Below are 16,495 nucleotides of genomic sequence, written 5' to 3' on the forward strand. Positions count from 1 at the left end.
AGCGACGGGGGGCCTTACGGAACAGAGGAACCCTTGAGTGAACAAATCACCCTCCCCCATGACCTCGCTTGACCTGCGCGATATCACTCGCGGCTTGCAAGAAGCAGCGGCCGCCACGAACAGCCTGATCGCACAACAGTACATAAACCTCTTCGACCAGTTTTTCGATTGCGATAATCAGGCGCTGGGTGCCCCCATGAAGGCAAAGATGGTAGAAGTCGCCATGGACGACGTTCACGTCATGCGGGTGCCCCTCTTTGCACTGGTATCCCCCAAGGGGCTGGCACTTGAACGCATGCAAGTCGACTTGTCGGTTCGCGTCAAAGGCACCGATGCGTTGCACGACTTGAATACAGATGCGCAGAAGAACACCGCTACGAACTTCAAGGTCTGCATTGGCGCGCAGGGGCGCCAGGGTGAAGCGCGGGACCCTGACGAAGTGCAGATTCGCATGCAGTTCCAGGCATGCGAGCCTCCTGAAGCACTGAACCGGCTGATCGAGCAGTACACCAACATGATCATTCCCGTGCGTTCCAATCCCGCGCCCCCACCCAGCGACAGCAATGAATTCATCGAGGCCGCCACCGTCCGCTGACAGCCTCAGAAATCACGTTTGTAGAAGATGTCCAGGGAACTCGCCAGGCCACTGGCGGCCTCCAGATACACCTTTTTGCTCAGTTTGTAACGCAGTGCAATGGTGTTGGCCGGCTCGAACACACCGACCCCGTAACGCAAGCTGAGCTTCTCGGTCAGGTTGCCACTGGCCACCACGCTGGTGCTGTTACCGGAACCTTCGGTGTCGAGTTGGAAGTCATCGATCCCCAGGCCCGATGCCAGGCTGCCGGTGATCCCGGCGCTGCCCGCCAGGCCCAGGCCCAATGCCGCTTCGGCAAGCATGTTGTTATCCTCACCGGAAGTGCCCAACGGGCGCCCGAGCACCAGGTAGGACAACGCCTGCTCCTGGCTCATGGCCGGCTCCGAGAACACGTTGGTGGTCGGCTGCTCGGCACTGCCACTCAGGCGGATACCGGCAATCACATCGTCGACCTTGCGGATGGCCTCGATATCCAGATAGGGCTGGTCGATCGGGCCGGCGAACAATAGCCGAGCGCGGCGAATGGTCAGGCGCTGACCGTAGGCACGGTAGCGACCATCAGCCAGGCTCAATTCGCCACGGGTGTCCATGTTGTCGCCGATGTGCACATGGCCAAGCAGGTTGGCGGTCAGGCCGAAGCCGCTGAACGACAGCTTGTCCTGCCCCACGACCACATCGATGTCCATGGCCATCGCCATGGGCGGCTTGCCCGCTTCGGTCTGGTGGCCGACGATGACCGTGTCGTCCGAGACCTTGACGGTCGAGGGTGGCAACTCGCGCACGACGATCTTGCCTTTGGGCACCAGCACCTTGCCGGTCACCGCCAGTTTGTCGTCGATCAGGCGCAGGTTCAGGTCTGGCGCAACTTCCAGTGTGGCGTAGGGCTCGACGGTCACGGGCAGCTGCTGGCCCTGTAGCCGCAGGTCCATGCCCAGGGCCTGGCCCCAGGTCAGGTGACCGTTGAGTTGGCCGCGCCCGGCTTGCCCGCTGCGCCAGCCACCGTTGAGCTGGACCTGCTCACCGGCGATCAAGGCCTGCAGCGACAGGTCCTGCAGGCTGACTGGCAACTCGGCACCACTGACCTCGCCACCGCTGAGCATCAGGCTGCCGTTGACCTGTGGCGCCAGCAAGGTGCCGGACAAGCGCCCGCTGCCACTCAACTGACCGGCCAGGCGCTCGACCATCGGCAGGAAAGGACGGGCGATCGACAGGTCCAGCCCGACCAGGCGGAAGTCGCCCGACAGCGGTTTGTTCTTGCCCAGTGGATCGAGGCGCGTGTTCAGGCTCAGTTCACCCAGGCGTTCGCCGCGAAAATCCAGGCGCGTATCGACCCGGCGTGGCGCCAGGGTACTGTCCAGGCGCAGGGCCTGGTAAGGGAAGTCGATCCAGCGGCCCTTGTCGCGAATGCGCAAGGTACCGCCACTGGCATCGACACGAACGCTGCCTTTCGGCCCGCTGGCCGGGATATCCAGGTTAACGTCGGCATTGAGCATGCCCTGCCAGGCAAAGTCCTTCGGCAGCCATTGGGCCAGGCTGTCCAGCGGGAACTGCTTGAGGTGATAGCGCAGACGCGGCTCCGGCGCCAGGCGCTGGTCCTCGCCGCACAGGCTGGCCTGGCCGGAGCGCCAGCAGTGGGCACCGAAATCCATTTGGCCACTGGCCAGTCGCTGCAAACGGGCCGGGGCCTGCAATTGCCAGTCCTGGCCCCCGGCCTGGATCCTGCCACTGGCCAGACGACCACGCCAGTCACCTTTGTTCAGCTGACCATCCAGACCCAGGTCGAGCTTGAGTTGTGGACCGTCCAGAGCCAGGGTCAGTGCCTGCTGACGGATATCGCCCTTGCCATTGGCCTGCAAGGTCCCCAGTACCGTATCACCCAGGCGGATGCCATTGGCCTTGAGCTCGAGCAGCCCACGCTGGGCGCTGTCCAGGCGCGCGTCCAGATCAAGCCGCTGGATGCGGTTTTCCTCCTGCGCCAGTTGCAGCCCCTGCAAGGTGAGGCTGCCCTGCGGCGCGCTCAGCGTGCCGCTGACGTCCAGGCGCCCCTTGGCCTGCCCTTGCAGCCTCGGCCACAGCTGACCGAGCCGTGGCAGGTCGAGGTCGACACGCCCGGCCAGGCGTTGCTGCAGGCTGCCGCTGCCGTTGATACGGTTATCGCCCAGTTGCACGGCCAGCGCGCCGAGCGTCCAGTTCTGCCCGGCCCCCTGTGCCTCAACCTTGAGCACCGCCGGCTGCCCGCGCAGGCGCCCCTTGAGGTCGAGCCGGGCATCCAGGCTGAGCTGCTCGCCTTTCAATTCACCTTTGCTGCGCAGTGGCCCGGCCAGGGTACCGGGCAGCTCGGCGAGCCAGTACGCCGGGTCCAGGGCCGACAACTGCAGGTCGACGTCCCAGGCCAGGGTATCGGCGAAGCGCAGCGCGACGCTGCCCGCCGCCTTGCCCTGCCCGGCGGTCAGCGCCAGCTGTGGCAAGCGCACCTGACCCAGGTCACCCTCGAACGGGCTGGCCAGGGTGAACGCCCCGGCCGGGCCGTCGAGGTCACCGTTGAAAGTGCCTTGGTAAGTGCCATCGTGGTACTGAACCTGGGCATTGAAGCGCTTGAGGGTAACCTGCGGCGGCGTTTCCAGCGGGTACAGGCGCAGCCACGGAAAGTCCTGCCAGTCCAGCTGGGCGTCGGCCTTCAGCGCCTGCTGCCAGTCCGCACTGGCCTGCAGCTTGACGCGCTGGGTGTCGCTGGCCGTCAGGTCCAGGGCATCCAGCTTGGCGCCCTTGGCGTCCACCTTGCCGGCCAGCGCCAGTGCGATCGGTGCCTGCTCCGCCGGCAGGCTGGCACTGCCCGACAGTTGATAGCCGTTGAGCAGGTCACCCTGGGCATTGAGCACGAGCTGGTTGAACTGCAACGTGTCGGGCAACGAGGCCGTTGGCTTGAAGGCATCGGCTCGGATCTGCACTGTTGCCGGCAAATGCTCGGCAAGGGCCTGCACCTGCCCGCTCAGGTGGGCGTCGAGGTAGCCGCTGCTGGTGGCGTCGAGGATGAGCGACTTCTGCAATTCGCCCTTGGCGGTGAGCGCCAGTTGCCAGGCCTTGCCTTCCACGGCAGGCAACTGCACCTGCCCTTGCAGCTGCAGCGGCCAATCACCCTCCGGCTGCAGGTCGCCCTGTACATCCACGCGCAACTCGTCACGCTGCAGCTGCAGGCTGTCGATGCGCAGGCCGCCGGCCGTCCAGTGCGCCGCCAGGTGCAGGTCGCCAAGCAGATCGCTGCCATCCAGGCGCAATTGCCCCACCTTGACCTCGCCGACTTCGATCGCCACCGGCAAGTGCAACGCCGGCAGTTGCAGCGGGCTGCTGTCGGCCGGCTGCTCGCTTGGCGCAAAGGCCATGTCGACCTGCCGGGCATGCAACTGGTCGATGCACAGCGTGGCGCGCAGGAGGCAGGCCGGCGACCAGCTCAGCAATGGCGCCTCGACTTGCACACGGTTGCCACCGTCCACCCAGCTCAACCGGCTGGCCTGCCAGGTGCCCGCCAGGCGGCCCTGGAAATCATCGATGACCAACCCAGGCACCCGGCCGAGTGCCCAGCGGCTGCCGCCTTCGGTACCCAGCAACACGCCCAGCGCCAGGGCCACCAGCAGCACACTGCCAAGCACCCCCAGCAAAATGAATTTCAACACACGCATCACAGCTCGGGCCCCATGGAAAAGTGCAGGCGGATACCGCCATCGTCATCGAGGGCCTTGGCCAGGTCCAGGCGCAGCGGCCCTACCGGCGATACCCAGCGCACCCCGATACCGACCCCGGTCTTGAGGCTGGGCAGCTCCAGGGTGTTGAACGCGTTGCCCTGGTCGACGAAGGTTGCCACCCGCCATTTCTCGGCCAGCGAGTACTGGTACTCGACACTGCCGGCGACCAGGTAGCGGCCACCGATGCGGTCGCCGTCACTGTTCTTCGGCGACAGGGTCTGGTAGTCGTAGCCGCGCACGCTCTGGTCGCCGCCGGCGAAGAAGCGCAGCGACGGCGGGATGTTGTTCTTGTAGCCGTTGGTGGCACTGCCGCCGAACTGCACCCGCCCGAGGAGGCGATGATTGTGGCCGAGGGTGGTCAGGCCCTTGAGCAGGACATTGCCATGCAACAGGTTGGTATCGGACATCAGCCCTTCCTTGGCCACCTGGGTGTCGAACTGCAAGCGGTAGCCGTTGTGCGGGTCGATGCGGTTGTCGCTGCGCAGGTAGGAAAAACTCACGCCTGGCATCAGCAACTTGCTCAGCCCCGAATCATCGCCCAGGCGATACTCTTCGCGCTGGTACTTGAGCGAGATCACCCGCTGCCAGCCGCTGGGCAGCTTGCTGTGCCACTCCGGGCCGACCGTCAGCAGCTTGCTGAGGGTGTCGGTGCCGGCGATTTCCTCGTTCTGGTAGCCGCCGGCGAAGCGCAGCTTGTCGGTCAACGGGGGATCAAGGGGTACGTCGTACCACAAACCGACGTTTTGCCGCGGTGCCGACAGTTCGGTTTCCCAGCCATAGCTGTGGCCTTGCGGGTTGACCCAGTGCCGCGTCCAGTTGGCCTTGCCACGCGGGCCGACGTCGGTCGAAAAGCCCAGGCCCAGGCCCATGGTGCGTGGCTTGCGGGTGTCGAGCTGGACATCCACCGGGATGTTTTCGCCAACTGCAGCAGTGGGCGCGGCATCGACCCGCACCCCTTCGAAATAGCCACTCGATTGCAGGTCGTTGTTGAGCCCGGCGATCAGTTCGGAATCGTAAGGCGTGCCGGGCTTGAACGAGACCATGCGTTGCAGCAGGTCTTCGTCCAGCGGCGTGTCACCGCTGAATTTCACCGCCCCGAGGCGATAGCGCGGACCGCTCTGGTAAACCAGCTCGATATCCGCCACGCCTGCCTGCGGGTCGACCGCCAGGCGCTGGCGCGTGAAGTGGCCACTGAAGAAGCCATAGCGCGAGGCCTGGTTCTGGATCAGCCGCTTGGCGTCTTCGTACAGGCCGTGGTTGAGCTGTTCGCCGGCACGCAGGGCCCTGCTGTCAGGCACGCGAAAGGCTTTCATCTCGCTGGCCGGCCCCTCGATGCGCACCGTCACATTGCGCAGGCGCACCGGCTCGCCGGGGTCGATCTTGATGATCAGTTGTGGATGCTGGTCGGCCTTGGCAGGCGGCTTGACCTCGGTGTCGATCTGCGCCTGATAGTAGCCAAGTGCCTGCGCGGCCTTGCGCGCCTGCTCCTGGGCCCCGCGACTGAAACGCAGCAGCGCTTCTTCATCGCGGTCTCCCAAGGTACCGATATAGCCTTCGACATTGGCCTTGAGCGCCTTGTTGGCTGGTTTTACCTTCACCAGCAACTCGCTCTGGCCCCATGCTGCGAAACTGGCGGCCCAGAAAACCAGGCCCCAGGTTAGTCTTCCTGAATACGTCATGCGGCGCATGCTACCAGAGCCAGGCGCTCAAGGGAGGCGCCTGGCGGCCCTCTTCAGGCAATTGATGGCATGGATGACACGGGATTGGGATGAAAAAACACCCTCTCCCGGATTGGCCCTACCGCCACTTCACCAATCTCTTCGTAGCCCTGGCGTGCATAAAAGGCCAGGTAATGCTCGTTGCCAGAGTCCAGCACCACGCCCTGGGTATTGGGGTCTTCCGCGCACCAGTCATGAACAGCTTGTAACAATTGTTCGCCGTAGTGGTAGCCACGAAACTGCGGATGCACACCCAGCAGCGGCAGCATGTGCACCTGCCCGGTCGGCAGGCAGCTGGCCAGCGCCGCCTGGTAATCCATGTAACGCCGGGTGCAGCGCTGGCCGGTGCCCAGCAGCATGCGCAAACGCCAGGCCCAGCTGTCGGCCACACCCAAGCGGCGTTGCGGCGGCACGATCAGGGCCAGGGCGATCAGGCGGTCATCGAGCAACAGGCCAATGGCCGGCAACTGCAGATAGAAGTGCTGACGCACCCACTCGCGCACCATCACCCGCAGCCGGCGCTCGTAGCCCGGGCGCTGGGCTTCGAAGATATAGGCGAAGGTCGGCTCGTTGCGGTAGGCGTTGTACAACAGCGAACGTGCCTCACGGCTGTAACCGTCATCGAGGGTGCAGATACGCGCCTGGGCGGCAGTGGCTTCGGGCATCGCGGGTAGTCCTCCTGGAAAGGGCATGTCAGTGCCTTGGAGGTGCTCCACTGCGCATCGTTCACCTCCACCAGCACGTTAGCAGTGCCTGAACGAGGCTGCCATGCTGGTGATGAACGCCGATGTCGGCTAGCATCCGGCCTTTTACCAGGATTGTCTTTCCATGAAGATCGTCTGTTTCAACATCAACGGCCTGCGGGCCCGCCCGCACCAGCTGGCGGCGCTGATCGAAAAGCACCAGCCGGACGTGATCGGCCTGCAGGAAACCAAGGTCAGCGACGATCAGTTCCCCTTGGCCGATGTCCAGGCGCTGGGCTACCACGTGCATTACCATGGCCAGAAGGGCCATTACGGGGTTGCGCTGCTCTCGCGCCAGGCGCCGTTGAGCCTGTTCAAAGGGTTTGCCACGGATGAAGAGGATGCCCAGCGCCGCTTCATCTGGGGCACCTTCGCCGATGCCGACGGCAATCCGATCACGGTCATGAACGGCTACTTCCCGCAAGGCGAAAGCCGCGACCACCCCACCAAGTTCCCGGCCAAGCAGCGCTTCTACAGCGACCTGCAGGCGCTGCTCGAAGAACAGTTCAAGAACGACCAGCCGGTACTGGTGATGGGCGACATGAACATCTCGCCCCAGGACTGCGACATCGGCATCGGGCCGGACAACGCCAAGCGCTGGCTGAAAACCGGCAAGTGCAGCTTCCTGCCGGAAGAGCGCGAGTGGATGGAACGCCTCAAGGGCTGGGGCCTGGTGGACAGTTTCCGGCACCTGCACCCGGAGGTGGCCGACCGCTTCAGCTGGTTCGACTACCGCAGCCGTGGCTTCGAGGACGAACCCAAGCGCGGGCTGCGCATCGACCTGATCATGGCCTCCCAGGCCCTGGTGCCGCGGATCAAGGCGGCCGGTGTGGACTATGAGCTGCGCGGGATGGAGAAACCTTCGGACCATGCGCCGATCTGGCTCGAACTGAGCTGACCTGTTCCGACGCTTTCGCGGGCAAGCCCGCTCCCACAGGTATTTCACTGTCCCTGAGAAAAGTGAAATACCTGTGGGAGCGGGCTTGCCCGCGAAGATGCACACACGATCCCCATTAAAGCCCCAGCCGCAATGCCTCCCCAACCCCCGCCCCGCGCCCATCGTCCGCCGCACTGACCAGGGCAAAGTTGTACGCCCCATGCGACCAGTAGCGCGCCTCCAACTGCCCATCGACCCGCTGCCCCTGCGGCATGCGCTCATAGCGGTCACCCGGCGAGCGCAGGAACAGGCTGATGCGCTGGCCGTTGCGGTCCTGGAACACCAACAACGCCGCCGGTCCCTGCTCATTGCTGAGCAAGCGCGCCCCGACCGGCTGAAAACCATACCCCGCCAGATCCGGCAACGGCCCCACGCGGTTGAAATGCCGGCCCAGCCAATCGCGCAGCTGCGCCGGGTCACTGGCCTGGATATCCAGCGCTTCGCTGCTGGCGAACAACCGATGGGCCTGCACCGCATCAGCCATCGGCAGCTCATGGCTGGCCAAGGTCACCTGCCGTGCCTGCCAGCCCCCCAGCCCGCCGACACCCAGCGCCAGCAGCAACACCGCAGCCGAAGCCAGGCGCCGCTGCCGGCGCTGACGCACCCGCTGCTGTACCTGGCGCAGGTCAAGCGTCGCTACACCGGGCTGCTCACCAACGCCGGCCAGCGCCGCGCGCAGGCGCCTGGCGTCATTGCGCCAGGCCTCGACCCGCGCCGCCTGCTGTGGATTGGCCGCCAGCCAGGCCTGTACCTCGGCACGCCGCGCCGGCTCAAGGCGGTCGTCGACAAAAGCGTGCAGTTCGTCTTCACCAGGAATCAGGCGTGTCATTTGAGTCTCCGCAAGGCCGGCGGCTGGGGGTTGCCTTCGGTCAGTTCACGCAAGGCAGCACGGGCACGCGACAGGCGCGACATCACCGTGCCGATAGGAATCTCCAGGGCCGCTGCCGCTTCCTTGTAACTGAGCCCCTCGATGCTGACCAGCAGCAACAAGGCCCGCTGCTCGGTCGACAGCTGGGCGAAGGCCTGCAAGTCGGCCTGGGCCAGGACGATGTCCTCGGTATTGTCACCCACCGCCTCATCTGCCATTGCACCGCGGCCGAACCACGACAGCCAGCGCGCATGCAAGCGCTCGCGGCGCTTACCGTCGAGAAACAGTCGGTAGAGAATGGTGAACAGCCAGGCGCGCAAGGCCTCGGCTTGGCGTTGCTGGCCACGGCGGCTCAAGGCGCGCTCGACCGTGGCCTGGACCAGGTCATCGGCGCTGCCGGGCTCGCGGGTCAGCCACAGGGCAAAGCGGCGCAGGCGCTGCAGCAACTCGCGCCACTGCTGTTCGTCCAGATCGTGCATGGTCAGGTACCGGGCGCTGGGGTTGTCAGTGTATGGGGCAGACGCCTGGCAAGAAAATCTATTCCCATCGATGGAATAAGTTTTTCCCTGCCCCGTCGTACCGGCACCTTCACTGAACCGGATGACGACCATGAACTCACCCTTGCAAGGCCCCGCCAAGGCGCTGCGCCTGGCCGGCATAGGCGCCGTGATGCTGGCGCTGGGCGCCGGTTTCGCCTATGCGGCCGGCTGGATCGGCGGGCCGCAACTGACCCCGCAACGCATCATCGACACCTTCGAAGCCCAGGCCGGCCACCATCCAGGCTACCGCAAGAACCACGCCAAGGGCCTGTGCGTCAGCGGCTACTTCCAGCCCAGCGGCCTGGCCGCTAATTTGTCGACTGCGCGGGCCTTCAGCCAGGCGCAGGTGCCGGTGATCGGCCGCTTCGCCATCGGCGGTGCCAACCCATTCGCCCCGGACACCGGCGTACCGGTGCGCAGCCTGGCGATCCAGCTGAGCACCGATGACGGCCAGGTCTGGCGCACTGGCATGAACAACCCGCCCGTGCTGGCGGTCAGCAACCCGCAGGGCTTCTACGATCAGGTGCTGGCAGGCGCGCCAGACCCGGCCACCGGCAAACCGGACCCGGCAAAGCTGCAGGCATTCTTCGCCGCCCACCCGGAAAGCGCGGCGTTTCGCCAGTGGGCAGCGGGCTACAAGCCCAGCGACAGCTTCGCCAGCACCCAGTACCACAGCATCAACGCCTTCCGCCTGATCGATGCCAGCGGCACGGCGCACCCGGTGCGCTGGCAGCTCGAGCCGCAGACGCCATTCACCGCCCTGCCCGGCCAGGTCGACGACAAGCAGTTCCTCCAGCACGACCTGCAACAGCGTCTGGCCCAAGGGCCGCTGCGCTGGACCCTGCGCCTGGTACTGGCCGACCAGGGCGATGCGGTGGACGACCCGGCCCGGCCATGGCCGGCCGAGCGGCGCAGCGTCGATGCCGGCACCCTGGTGGTCGAGCACGTCGACGCCCCCGAGCAAGGCGCCTGCCGTGACCTGAACTTCGATCCCTTGATTCTGCCCAGCGGCATAGAAGCCTCGGGCGACCCGATCCTCGCCGCCCGTTCGGCCGCCTACTCGGAATCCTTCAACCGCCGCAGCCGCGAGTCCCTCGGCGCAGGAGCACAGCGATGAAACCCGAAGTCTTTCACCCCTTGGCACGCCTGGTTCACTGGCTGATGGCAATCCTGATCATCAGCATGCTGTTCATCGGCGTGAGCATGGTCGGCGACCTTTCACCGCGCCATCCGCTGCTGGTCGAACTGCACAAGGCCACGGGCCTGGCATTGCTGGTGCTGGTGATCGTGCGCATAGGCCTGCGCCTGGCCTTGCCGCACCCGCCGCTGCCCGCCGACCTGCCCGCGTTGCAGCGCTTCGCCGCAGGCGCCTCGCACCTGCTGCTCTACGGCCTGATGCTGGCCATGCCGCTGCTGGGCTGGGCGATGCTGTCGGCGGGCGGCTATCCACGCCCCCTGCAGCTGCCGGCGATCGTCCCGCATGACCTGCAGCTGTATGCCGTGCTGCGCCAGGCCCATGGCTGGGCCGGCTACCTGCTGTTCGCCACGGTGCTGGTGCATCTGGGGGCTGCGCTGATGCATGCGTTGGTGCGCCGGGACGGCGTGTTGCGTAGCATGTGGCCTGGCCCGGTGCGGCGCAGCGAATGACAGGCTGATGCCCGGGCAGCTCGACAAACAACAATCATTCTCATTAAGCTCGACAGCTTCATTGTCGACCTGCCCTGGACTGCCCGATGAACGTTGCAAAGGACCCTGCCCTGCTTACCCCTGCCAACACCCTGGACATTCGCCCGCTATTGCTGGCCAACATGGCCTGCACCATGTCGATGATGGCCTTCGTCGCACTGATCGGGCCGATCTCGCGCCTGCTGGGCATGGCCACCTGGCAGGCCGGCGCGGCGGTGACCGTGGCCGGCGTGGTCTGGGTGCTGCTGGCGCGTCCGTGGGGGCGGCTGTCCGACCGCCTGGGGCGTCGTCGTATCCTGCTGCTGGGCAGCGCCGGCTTCACCCTGGCCTACTGGCTGCTGTGCCTGTTCGTCGAAGGCGCGCTGCGCTGGTTGCCGGGGGCGGGCCTGGCGTTCGTCGGCCTGATGCTGGCACGTGGCTGCATCGGTGCCTTCTACGCCGCCATCCCGGTGGGCTGCAACGCGCTGATCGCTGACCATGTCGAACCGCAGCGCCGGGCGCGGGCCATGGCTTCGCTGGGCGCGGCGAATGCCGTCGGCCTGGTGGTAGGGCCGGCGCTGGCGGCCGTACTGGCACGGCACAGCCTGAGCCTGCCGTTTCACGTCATGTCGCTGCTGCCGGCCAGCGCCTTCCTGGTGCTGCTGTTCAAGCTCAAACCCAAGCCCCTCTCACACAACCAGGCGCCGAGCCCTGTCAGGCTCAACGACCCGCGGCTGCGCCGGCCGCTGCTGGTGGCGTTCAGCGCCATGCTCAGTGTCACCGTGTCGCAGATCGTCGTCGGTTTCTTCGCCCTCGACCGCCTGCAGCTGGCGCCGACCGATGCCGCACAGGCGGCCGGCATCGCCCTGACCACCGTCGGGGTCGCGTTGATCCTGTCGCAGGTACTGCTGCGCCAGCTGGAGTGGCCGCCCTTGAAGATGATCCGGGTAGGCGCCAGCGTGTCGGCGCTGGGCTTCGCCTGTGGCGCGCTGGCCACCACGGCGCCATGGCTGTGGAGTTGCTACTTTGTCGCCGCAGCCGGCATGGGCTTTGTGTTCCCGGCGTTTTCCGCGCTGGCGGCCAATGCCATGCAGGCCTCGGAACAAGGCGCCACCGCTGGCTCCATTGGCGCAGCCCAGGGCATGGGCGCGGTGATCGGCCCGCTGGCCGGGACGCTGGTCTATGCCATCGATCCACGCCTGCCGTTCCTGGCAGTGGCACTGCTGTTACTGCTGGTCGGGCTGTGGCCGCTGCCGCGGGACCAACGCGTCTGAAAGCACAGCGCGCAAGCGTGCAGAGTGTGTTTTAATGCGTCGCTAATTATTTTAAACACCTCTGATTACAAGGCGGCTATGGACACGGGGACGCGACTCAAACTGGTGCGTGAACGCAACAACCTCTCCCAACGGGAACTGGCCCGCCGCAGCGGGTTGACCAACTCGACGATCTCGCAGATCGAACAGAACCGTGTCAGCCCTTCGGTCAGCTCCCTGAAAAAACTCCTCGAAGGGATCCCCATGACCCTGGCCGAGTTCTTCAGCTTCGACGAGCCGGTGCGTGAAGAGCGCTTCGTGTTCCGTGCCAGCGAGCAGCCGGACCTGGGCCGTAATGGCCTGCGCATGCTGCTGGTCGGTGCCAGCGTCGAGGCCCGGCAGATGCGCATGCTGCGCGAGCTTTACGCCCCGGGTGCCGATTCCGGTGAGCCGATCGTGCATGCCGAAGGCGAAGAATGCGGCCTGGTCACCCGCGGCACCGTGGAGCTGTGGGTCGATGGCCAGGTGAGTATCCTCAACTCGGGCGATGGCTACTACATCCCCACCACCCTGCCGCACAGCTTCAAGAACATTGGCCAGGACGAGGCGGAAATCATCAGCGCCAACACCCCGGCGAATTTCTGAGCCAGGTTTGGCCTCGCCAAGGGCGAGGCCATCCCACCTCAACGGCTCAGCGCTTGTTCGACGAAATCCAGGCGATCCTGGCCGAAGAACATCTCCCCGCCGACAAAGCAGGTCGGCGCACCAAACACCCCCCGCGCCACGGCCTCTTCAGTCACGCGCTTGAGTTCGGCCTTGACCTCGCCATCCACCGCCAGGGCCTGAAACGCCGCAGGGTCGAAACCCGCCTGGCTCAGGGTTGCGTCCAGCGTCGCAGCCTCACTCAGGTTGCGCTGTTGTTCCCACATCCCCCTGAACAGTACCGCCACCAATGCTTCGAACTGCGCAGGTGAACGCAACTGCGTGCCGATCGCGCCGCGCATCAGCGTCAGCGTATTCACCGGAAACCCCGCCGGCATCCCGAAGGGCACGCCATAGCGACGGGCATAACGGCCCAGGTCGGTGAACATGTAGCGGCCCTTGGCAGGGATCATCGCCGGCGAAGCGTTGCCGGTGGCCTGGAACACGCCGCCAAGCAGCATTGGCCGGTACACCAGGGTTGCGCCATGCCGGGCACAGAGGGCCGGCAGCTGGGTCCAGGCCAGGTAACTGGCTGGGCTGCCCAGGTCGAAGTAGAACTCCACGGTCTTGCTCATGCGTCACACTCCTTGGTCAGTCAGGCTTACCAGCGCTCCATCCACGGGCGCAGGTCCAGTTCGAAGGTCCAGGCATCGCGGGGCTGGGCGTGCAGGAACCAGTAGCTGTCGGCGATGTGCGCCGGGTCGAGAATGCCGTCCTGATCCTTCAGCGCGTAGCGCTCAGGGAAACTGTCGCGGATGAACGCAGTGTCGATGGCACCATCCACCACCACATGGGCAACATGGATGTTCCGTGGCCCCAGCTCCCGCGCCATGCTCTGGGCCAAGGCGCGCAACCCGTGCTTGGCGCCGGCGAACGCGGCGAAACCGGCAGCGCCGCGGGTGCCCGCGGTGGCGCCGGTGAACAGCAGGGTGCCACGTTCACGGGTGACCATGCGCCGCGCAACGGCCTGGGCCGTGAGGAAGCCGGCGAAACAGGCCATTTCCCAGATCTTGAAGTATTTGCGCGGCGTCTCCTCAAGAATGCTGCAAGGCACATTGGCGCCGATGTTGAAGACGTAGGCCTCGATCGGGCCGATGTCACGCTCGATGGTTTCTACCAGTTCGGCAACCTCTTCCTCCTTGCGTGCATCCGAGCCGAAACCATGGGCCTGGCCCCCTGCAGTGCGGATCTCATCGATCAGCGGCTGCAGCTTTTCTGCCTGGCGCCGGGTGACACAAGCGACATAGCCCTCACGGGCGAAGCGCTTGGCGATCGCGCCGCCGGTGGCGTCCCCGGCCCCGATCACCAGCACCACCTTTTGTTGTTCTGCCATGCCTGCCTCCATTGGTGAATGATCGTTTAGTAAACGAACGCTATGTTATGATCGCCCCCATCGTCAAGCAGCGCGAAGAGGTCGTGCATGCGCTACTCCACCGAACACAAGCAACAGACCCGCGACAGGCTGCTGGCCAGCAGCGGCGCGCTGGCCAAGCGCGGCGGTTTCGCCAGTACCGGCGTGGCCGGGCTGATGAAAGCCATCGGCCTGACCGGCGGCGCCTTCTACAACCATTTCCCGTCCAAGGACGACCTGTTCACCGAAGTGGTCCGTCAGGAACTGTGCAACAGCCCGCTGGCCCGCCTGGCCAACCAGGGTGCCAGCCGCGAACGCCTGGGCCGCTGCCTGCAGCAGTACCTGAGCCTGGCCCACCTGCACAATGCCGAGGGCGGCTGCCCGCTACCGCCGCTGGGCGTGGAAATCGCCCGCGCCGAACAGCCCGTGCGCGAAGAGGCCGAGCACTGGCTGGTAGGCTTGCACGCGGCGTGGAGCGAAACCCTGGAAGACCCGGCGCTGGCCTGGGTGCTGATCAGCCAGTGCGTCGGCGCACTGGTGGTCGGGCGCATGCTCGCCAGTGAAGCGGTGCAACAGCAGTTGCTCGATGCCAGCAAGGGCTTTGTCGACAGGGCACTGAATGAAGCGGATTAACCTGCTGTTGGGGCTGCTGCTGGCAGCCCCTGCCCTGGCCGAACAGGCCTGCCCGCCTGGGCAGTATCAAGTGTGCCTGATGGGCTGTTTCTGCGCGCCGATCGACCCCGGCCAGGCCGGGCAAGTGCTCAAGGATGTCGAGACCGTGGCGTCGGGCAGCCTGGCGTTTGCCTTGCAACAGGCGCGCGACGAGGCCACTGCCAGCGGCAGCCAACCGATCCCGTTGCACATTCGCGCGCAACTGGAACCTTGGTATGACTTTGCCGTGCTCGATGCCGCGCGCTACCGGGTCGGTGACGAGCAGCAGGTCACGGCGGCCAACGCCATGCTGCAGAACCCGGACGTGAACGCAGTGACGCTGATCGACACCATCATCTTTCGCCATGCCAGTGATGCCGAGGACAACGTCGCGTTGTGGGCCCATGAGCTCAAGCATGTGCAGCAGTATCAGCAGCTTGGGGTGAATGAGTTTGCCAGGCGCTATACGCGCAACTACGAAGAGCTGGAGGGGCCGGCCTACAAGATCGAGGCCGAGGTGGGGAAGGCATTGCGCGAGCGCAGTTCCGGGCAAGCAAGATAACTTGTTCCGGCCTCTTCGCGGGCTCGCCCGCTCCCACAAGTACCGCACCGCTCTCAAGACGGGTGCACATCCTGTGGGAGCGGGCGTGCCCGCGAAAAGGCCGCAACAGGCAACATGAGTGCATCAGGACGAAGCGGTAGCGCCCTCACCCACCTGCTCGCGGCTGGCGTAGCGCTGCGCCAGCACCGCACACACCATCAACTGGATCTGGTGGAACAGCATCAGCGGCAGAATCATCGCCCCGATGCCGCTACCGACGAACAGCACCTGGGCCATCGGCACCCCGGTGGCCAGGCTCTTCTTGGAGCCGGCGAACAGGATGGTGATGCGGTCTTCCAGGCTGAAGCCAAGCACCTTGCCCAGCAGACGTGTACCGAACAGCACCACCGCCAGCAGGATGCCGCAGACGGCGAACAGCCCGGCCAGGTGCTGCGGCGACACGGTGTGCCACAGGCCGGTGACCACGGCCTCGCTGAACGCGGTGTAGACCACCAGCAGGATCGAACCCTGGTCGACGACCTTGAGCCAGCGGGCATTTTTCTTGACCCAGGCACCGATCCAGCGCCGCGCGATCTGCCCGGCCACGAACGGCACCAACAACTGCAGCGTGATCTTCAACACGGCGTCCAGCCCCGAACCGGTATCGCCACTGGCGCCGAGCAGCATCATCACCAGCAGCGGCGTGAGGAAGATACCGATCAGGCTGGAAGCCGCTGCGCTGCAGATGGCAGCCGGCACATTGCCGCGGGCCAGCGAGGTGAAGGCGATGGCCGACTGCACGGTAGCGGGCAGCGCGCACAGGTACAGCACGCCGAGGTACAGTTCGTTGCCCACCAGCGGCACGAACAGTGGCTTGAACGCCAGGCCCAGCAACGGGAACATCACGAAGGTGCAGGAGAACACCAACAGATGCAGGCGCCAATGGCCAGCACCGGCAATGATGGCCTCGCGCGACAGCTTGGCACCGTGCAGGAAGAACAGCAGGCCGATCGCCAGGTTGGTCAGCCAGCCGAAATACACCGCGCCGTCGCCCGAGCACGGCAGCACGGTAGCGATCAGCACCACCCCGAGCAGGCACAGGGTGAAGTTGTCGAACAACATGCGCAAATACTTCATAACAGTTTCCATCTTGTCGTTGTGCAGGGCCAGACGATAAGGTCTCGGGTTTTTT

Annotated in this window: 16 protein-coding genes; 8 read left to right on the top strand and 8 right to left on the bottom strand. The window is 65.4% G+C overall.

What is annotated here, in order from left to right; all coding sequences use genetic code 11:
- Positions 1 to 58: 58 nt before the first annotated feature.
- Entirely contained in the window at positions 59 to 595 is a 537-nt protein-coding gene (locus CAF78_RS19580) for a DUF2589 domain-containing protein (RefSeq protein WP_085676956.1), read from the top strand.
- Between the two features lie 5 nt (positions 596 to 600).
- Here the strand turns inward: CAF78_RS19580 and CAF78_RS19585 are convergent, their stop codons facing one another.
- From CAF78_RS19585 to CAF78_RS19595, 3 genes are read right to left on the bottom strand one after another with little or no spacing between them, the layout of a single operon-like run.
- Complete coding sequence (locus CAF78_RS19585; RefSeq protein WP_085676957.1) at positions 601 to 4,275, bottom strand: translocation/assembly module TamB domain-containing protein; 3,675 nt, start codon at positions 4,273 to 4,275, stop codon at positions 601 to 603.
- Positions 4,272 to 6,014 (bottom strand): autotransporter assembly complex family protein, encoded by a 1,743-nt coding sequence (locus CAF78_RS19590; RefSeq protein WP_085677063.1) that lies wholly within the window; start codon positions 6,012 to 6,014, stop codon positions 4,272 to 4,274. The genes CAF78_RS19585 and CAF78_RS19590 overlap by 4 nt, the downstream gene beginning before the upstream one ends.
- A 53-nt stretch (positions 6,015 to 6,067) precedes the next feature.
- Positions 6,068 to 6,718 (bottom strand): N-acetyltransferase, encoded by a 651-nt coding sequence (locus CAF78_RS19595; protein ID WP_085676958.1) that lies wholly within the window; start codon positions 6,716 to 6,718, stop codon positions 6,068 to 6,070.
- Between the two features lie 163 nt (positions 6,719 to 6,881).
- Here CAF78_RS19595 and xthA point away from each other — a divergent pair, with 163 nt between their 5' ends.
- A complete protein-coding gene (xthA, locus tag CAF78_RS19600; RefSeq protein WP_085676959.1) occupies positions 6,882 to 7,694 on the top strand; it encodes an exodeoxyribonuclease III in 813 nt (270 codons plus the stop codon).
- 115 nt (positions 7,695 to 7,809) lie between these two features.
- Here the strand turns inward: xthA and CAF78_RS19605 are convergent, their stop codons facing one another.
- Both CAF78_RS19605 and CAF78_RS19610 read right to left on the bottom strand, forming a co-directional pair.
- Positions 7,810 to 8,562 (bottom strand): anti-sigma factor, encoded by a 753-nt coding sequence (locus CAF78_RS19605; RefSeq protein ID WP_085676960.1) that lies wholly within the window; start codon positions 8,560 to 8,562, stop codon positions 7,810 to 7,812.
- Positions 8,559 to 9,080 (bottom strand): sigma-70 family RNA polymerase sigma factor, encoded by a 522-nt coding sequence (locus CAF78_RS19610; RefSeq protein ID WP_085676961.1) that lies wholly within the window; start codon positions 9,078 to 9,080, stop codon positions 8,559 to 8,561. Before CAF78_RS19610 ends, CAF78_RS19605 begins: the two co-directional genes overlap by 4 nt.
- A gap of 130 nt (positions 9,081 to 9,210) precedes the next feature.
- On the opposite strand from CAF78_RS19610, the gene CAF78_RS19615 reads away from it, so the two are divergent.
- The 4 genes from CAF78_RS19615 to CAF78_RS19630 all read left to right on the top strand — a co-directional run bounded on the left by CAF78_RS19615 (position 9,211) and on the right by CAF78_RS19630 (position 12,703).
- Positions 9,211 to 10,257 carry a catalase family peroxidase gene (locus CAF78_RS19615; RefSeq protein ID WP_085676962.1) on the top strand — a complete coding sequence of 349 codons (1,047 nt, stop codon included), beginning with the start codon at positions 9,211 to 9,213 and terminating at the stop codon, positions 10,255 to 10,257.
- Entirely contained in the window at positions 10,254 to 10,787 is a 534-nt protein-coding gene (locus CAF78_RS19620) for a cytochrome b (RefSeq protein ID WP_085676963.1), read from the top strand. The genes CAF78_RS19615 and CAF78_RS19620 overlap by 4 nt, the downstream gene beginning before the upstream one ends.
- 86 nt (positions 10,788 to 10,873) lie before the next feature.
- A complete protein-coding gene (locus CAF78_RS19625; RefSeq protein ID WP_085676964.1) occupies positions 10,874 to 12,079 on the top strand; it encodes an MFS transporter in 1,206 nt (401 codons plus the stop codon).
- A 78-nt stretch (positions 12,080 to 12,157) separates the two neighbouring features.
- On the top strand, positions 12,158 to 12,703 hold the full coding sequence (locus tag CAF78_RS19630; protein WP_027916793.1) for a cupin domain-containing protein: 546 nt from the start codon (positions 12,158 to 12,160) through the stop codon (positions 12,701 to 12,703).
- Positions 12,704 to 12,741: 38 nt separating this feature from the next.
- Here the strand turns inward: CAF78_RS19630 and CAF78_RS19635 are convergent, their stop codons facing one another.
- Together CAF78_RS19635 and CAF78_RS19640 are read right to left on the bottom strand one after the other, a co-directional pair.
- Positions 12,742 to 13,335: a 2-hydroxychromene-2-carboxylate isomerase gene (locus tag CAF78_RS19635; protein ID WP_085676965.1), complete on the bottom strand. Its 594-nt coding sequence runs from the start codon at positions 13,333 to 13,335 to the stop codon at positions 12,742 to 12,744.
- Between the two features lie 26 nt (positions 13,336 to 13,361).
- Positions 13,362 to 14,093 carry an SDR family oxidoreductase gene (locus tag CAF78_RS19640; protein WP_085676966.1) on the bottom strand — a complete coding sequence of 244 codons (732 nt, stop codon included), beginning with the start codon at positions 14,091 to 14,093 and terminating at the stop codon, positions 13,362 to 13,364.
- A gap of 87 nt (positions 14,094 to 14,180) precedes the next feature.
- Here CAF78_RS19640 and CAF78_RS19645 point away from each other — a divergent pair, with 87 nt between their 5' ends.
- The gene (locus CAF78_RS19645) at positions 14,181 to 14,744 is read left to right on the top strand and encodes a TetR/AcrR family transcriptional regulator (protein ID WP_085676967.1); all 564 of its coding nucleotides are present in this window, start codon (positions 14,181 to 14,183) and stop codon (positions 14,742 to 14,744) included.
- Positions 14,731 to 15,324 carry a DUF4157 domain-containing protein gene (locus CAF78_RS19650; protein WP_085676968.1) on the top strand — a complete coding sequence of 198 codons (594 nt, stop codon included), beginning with the start codon at positions 14,731 to 14,733 and terminating at the stop codon, positions 15,322 to 15,324. The genes CAF78_RS19645 and CAF78_RS19650 overlap by 14 nt, the downstream gene beginning before the upstream one ends.
- Before the next feature lie 123 nt (positions 15,325 to 15,447).
- On the opposite strand, the gene CAF78_RS19655 is transcribed toward CAF78_RS19650, so the two are convergent.
- Complete coding sequence (locus CAF78_RS19655) at positions 15,448 to 16,440, bottom strand: bile acid:sodium symporter family protein (protein WP_371856914.1); 993 nt, start codon at positions 16,438 to 16,440, stop codon at positions 15,448 to 15,450.
- Between the last annotated feature and the right edge of the window lie 55 nt (positions 16,441 to 16,495).

It is taken from the genome of Pseudomonas sp. R28(2017) (genome assembly GCF_002112505.1).
Lineage (GTDB): Bacteria > Pseudomonadota > Gammaproteobacteria > Pseudomonadales > Pseudomonadaceae > Aquipseudomonas.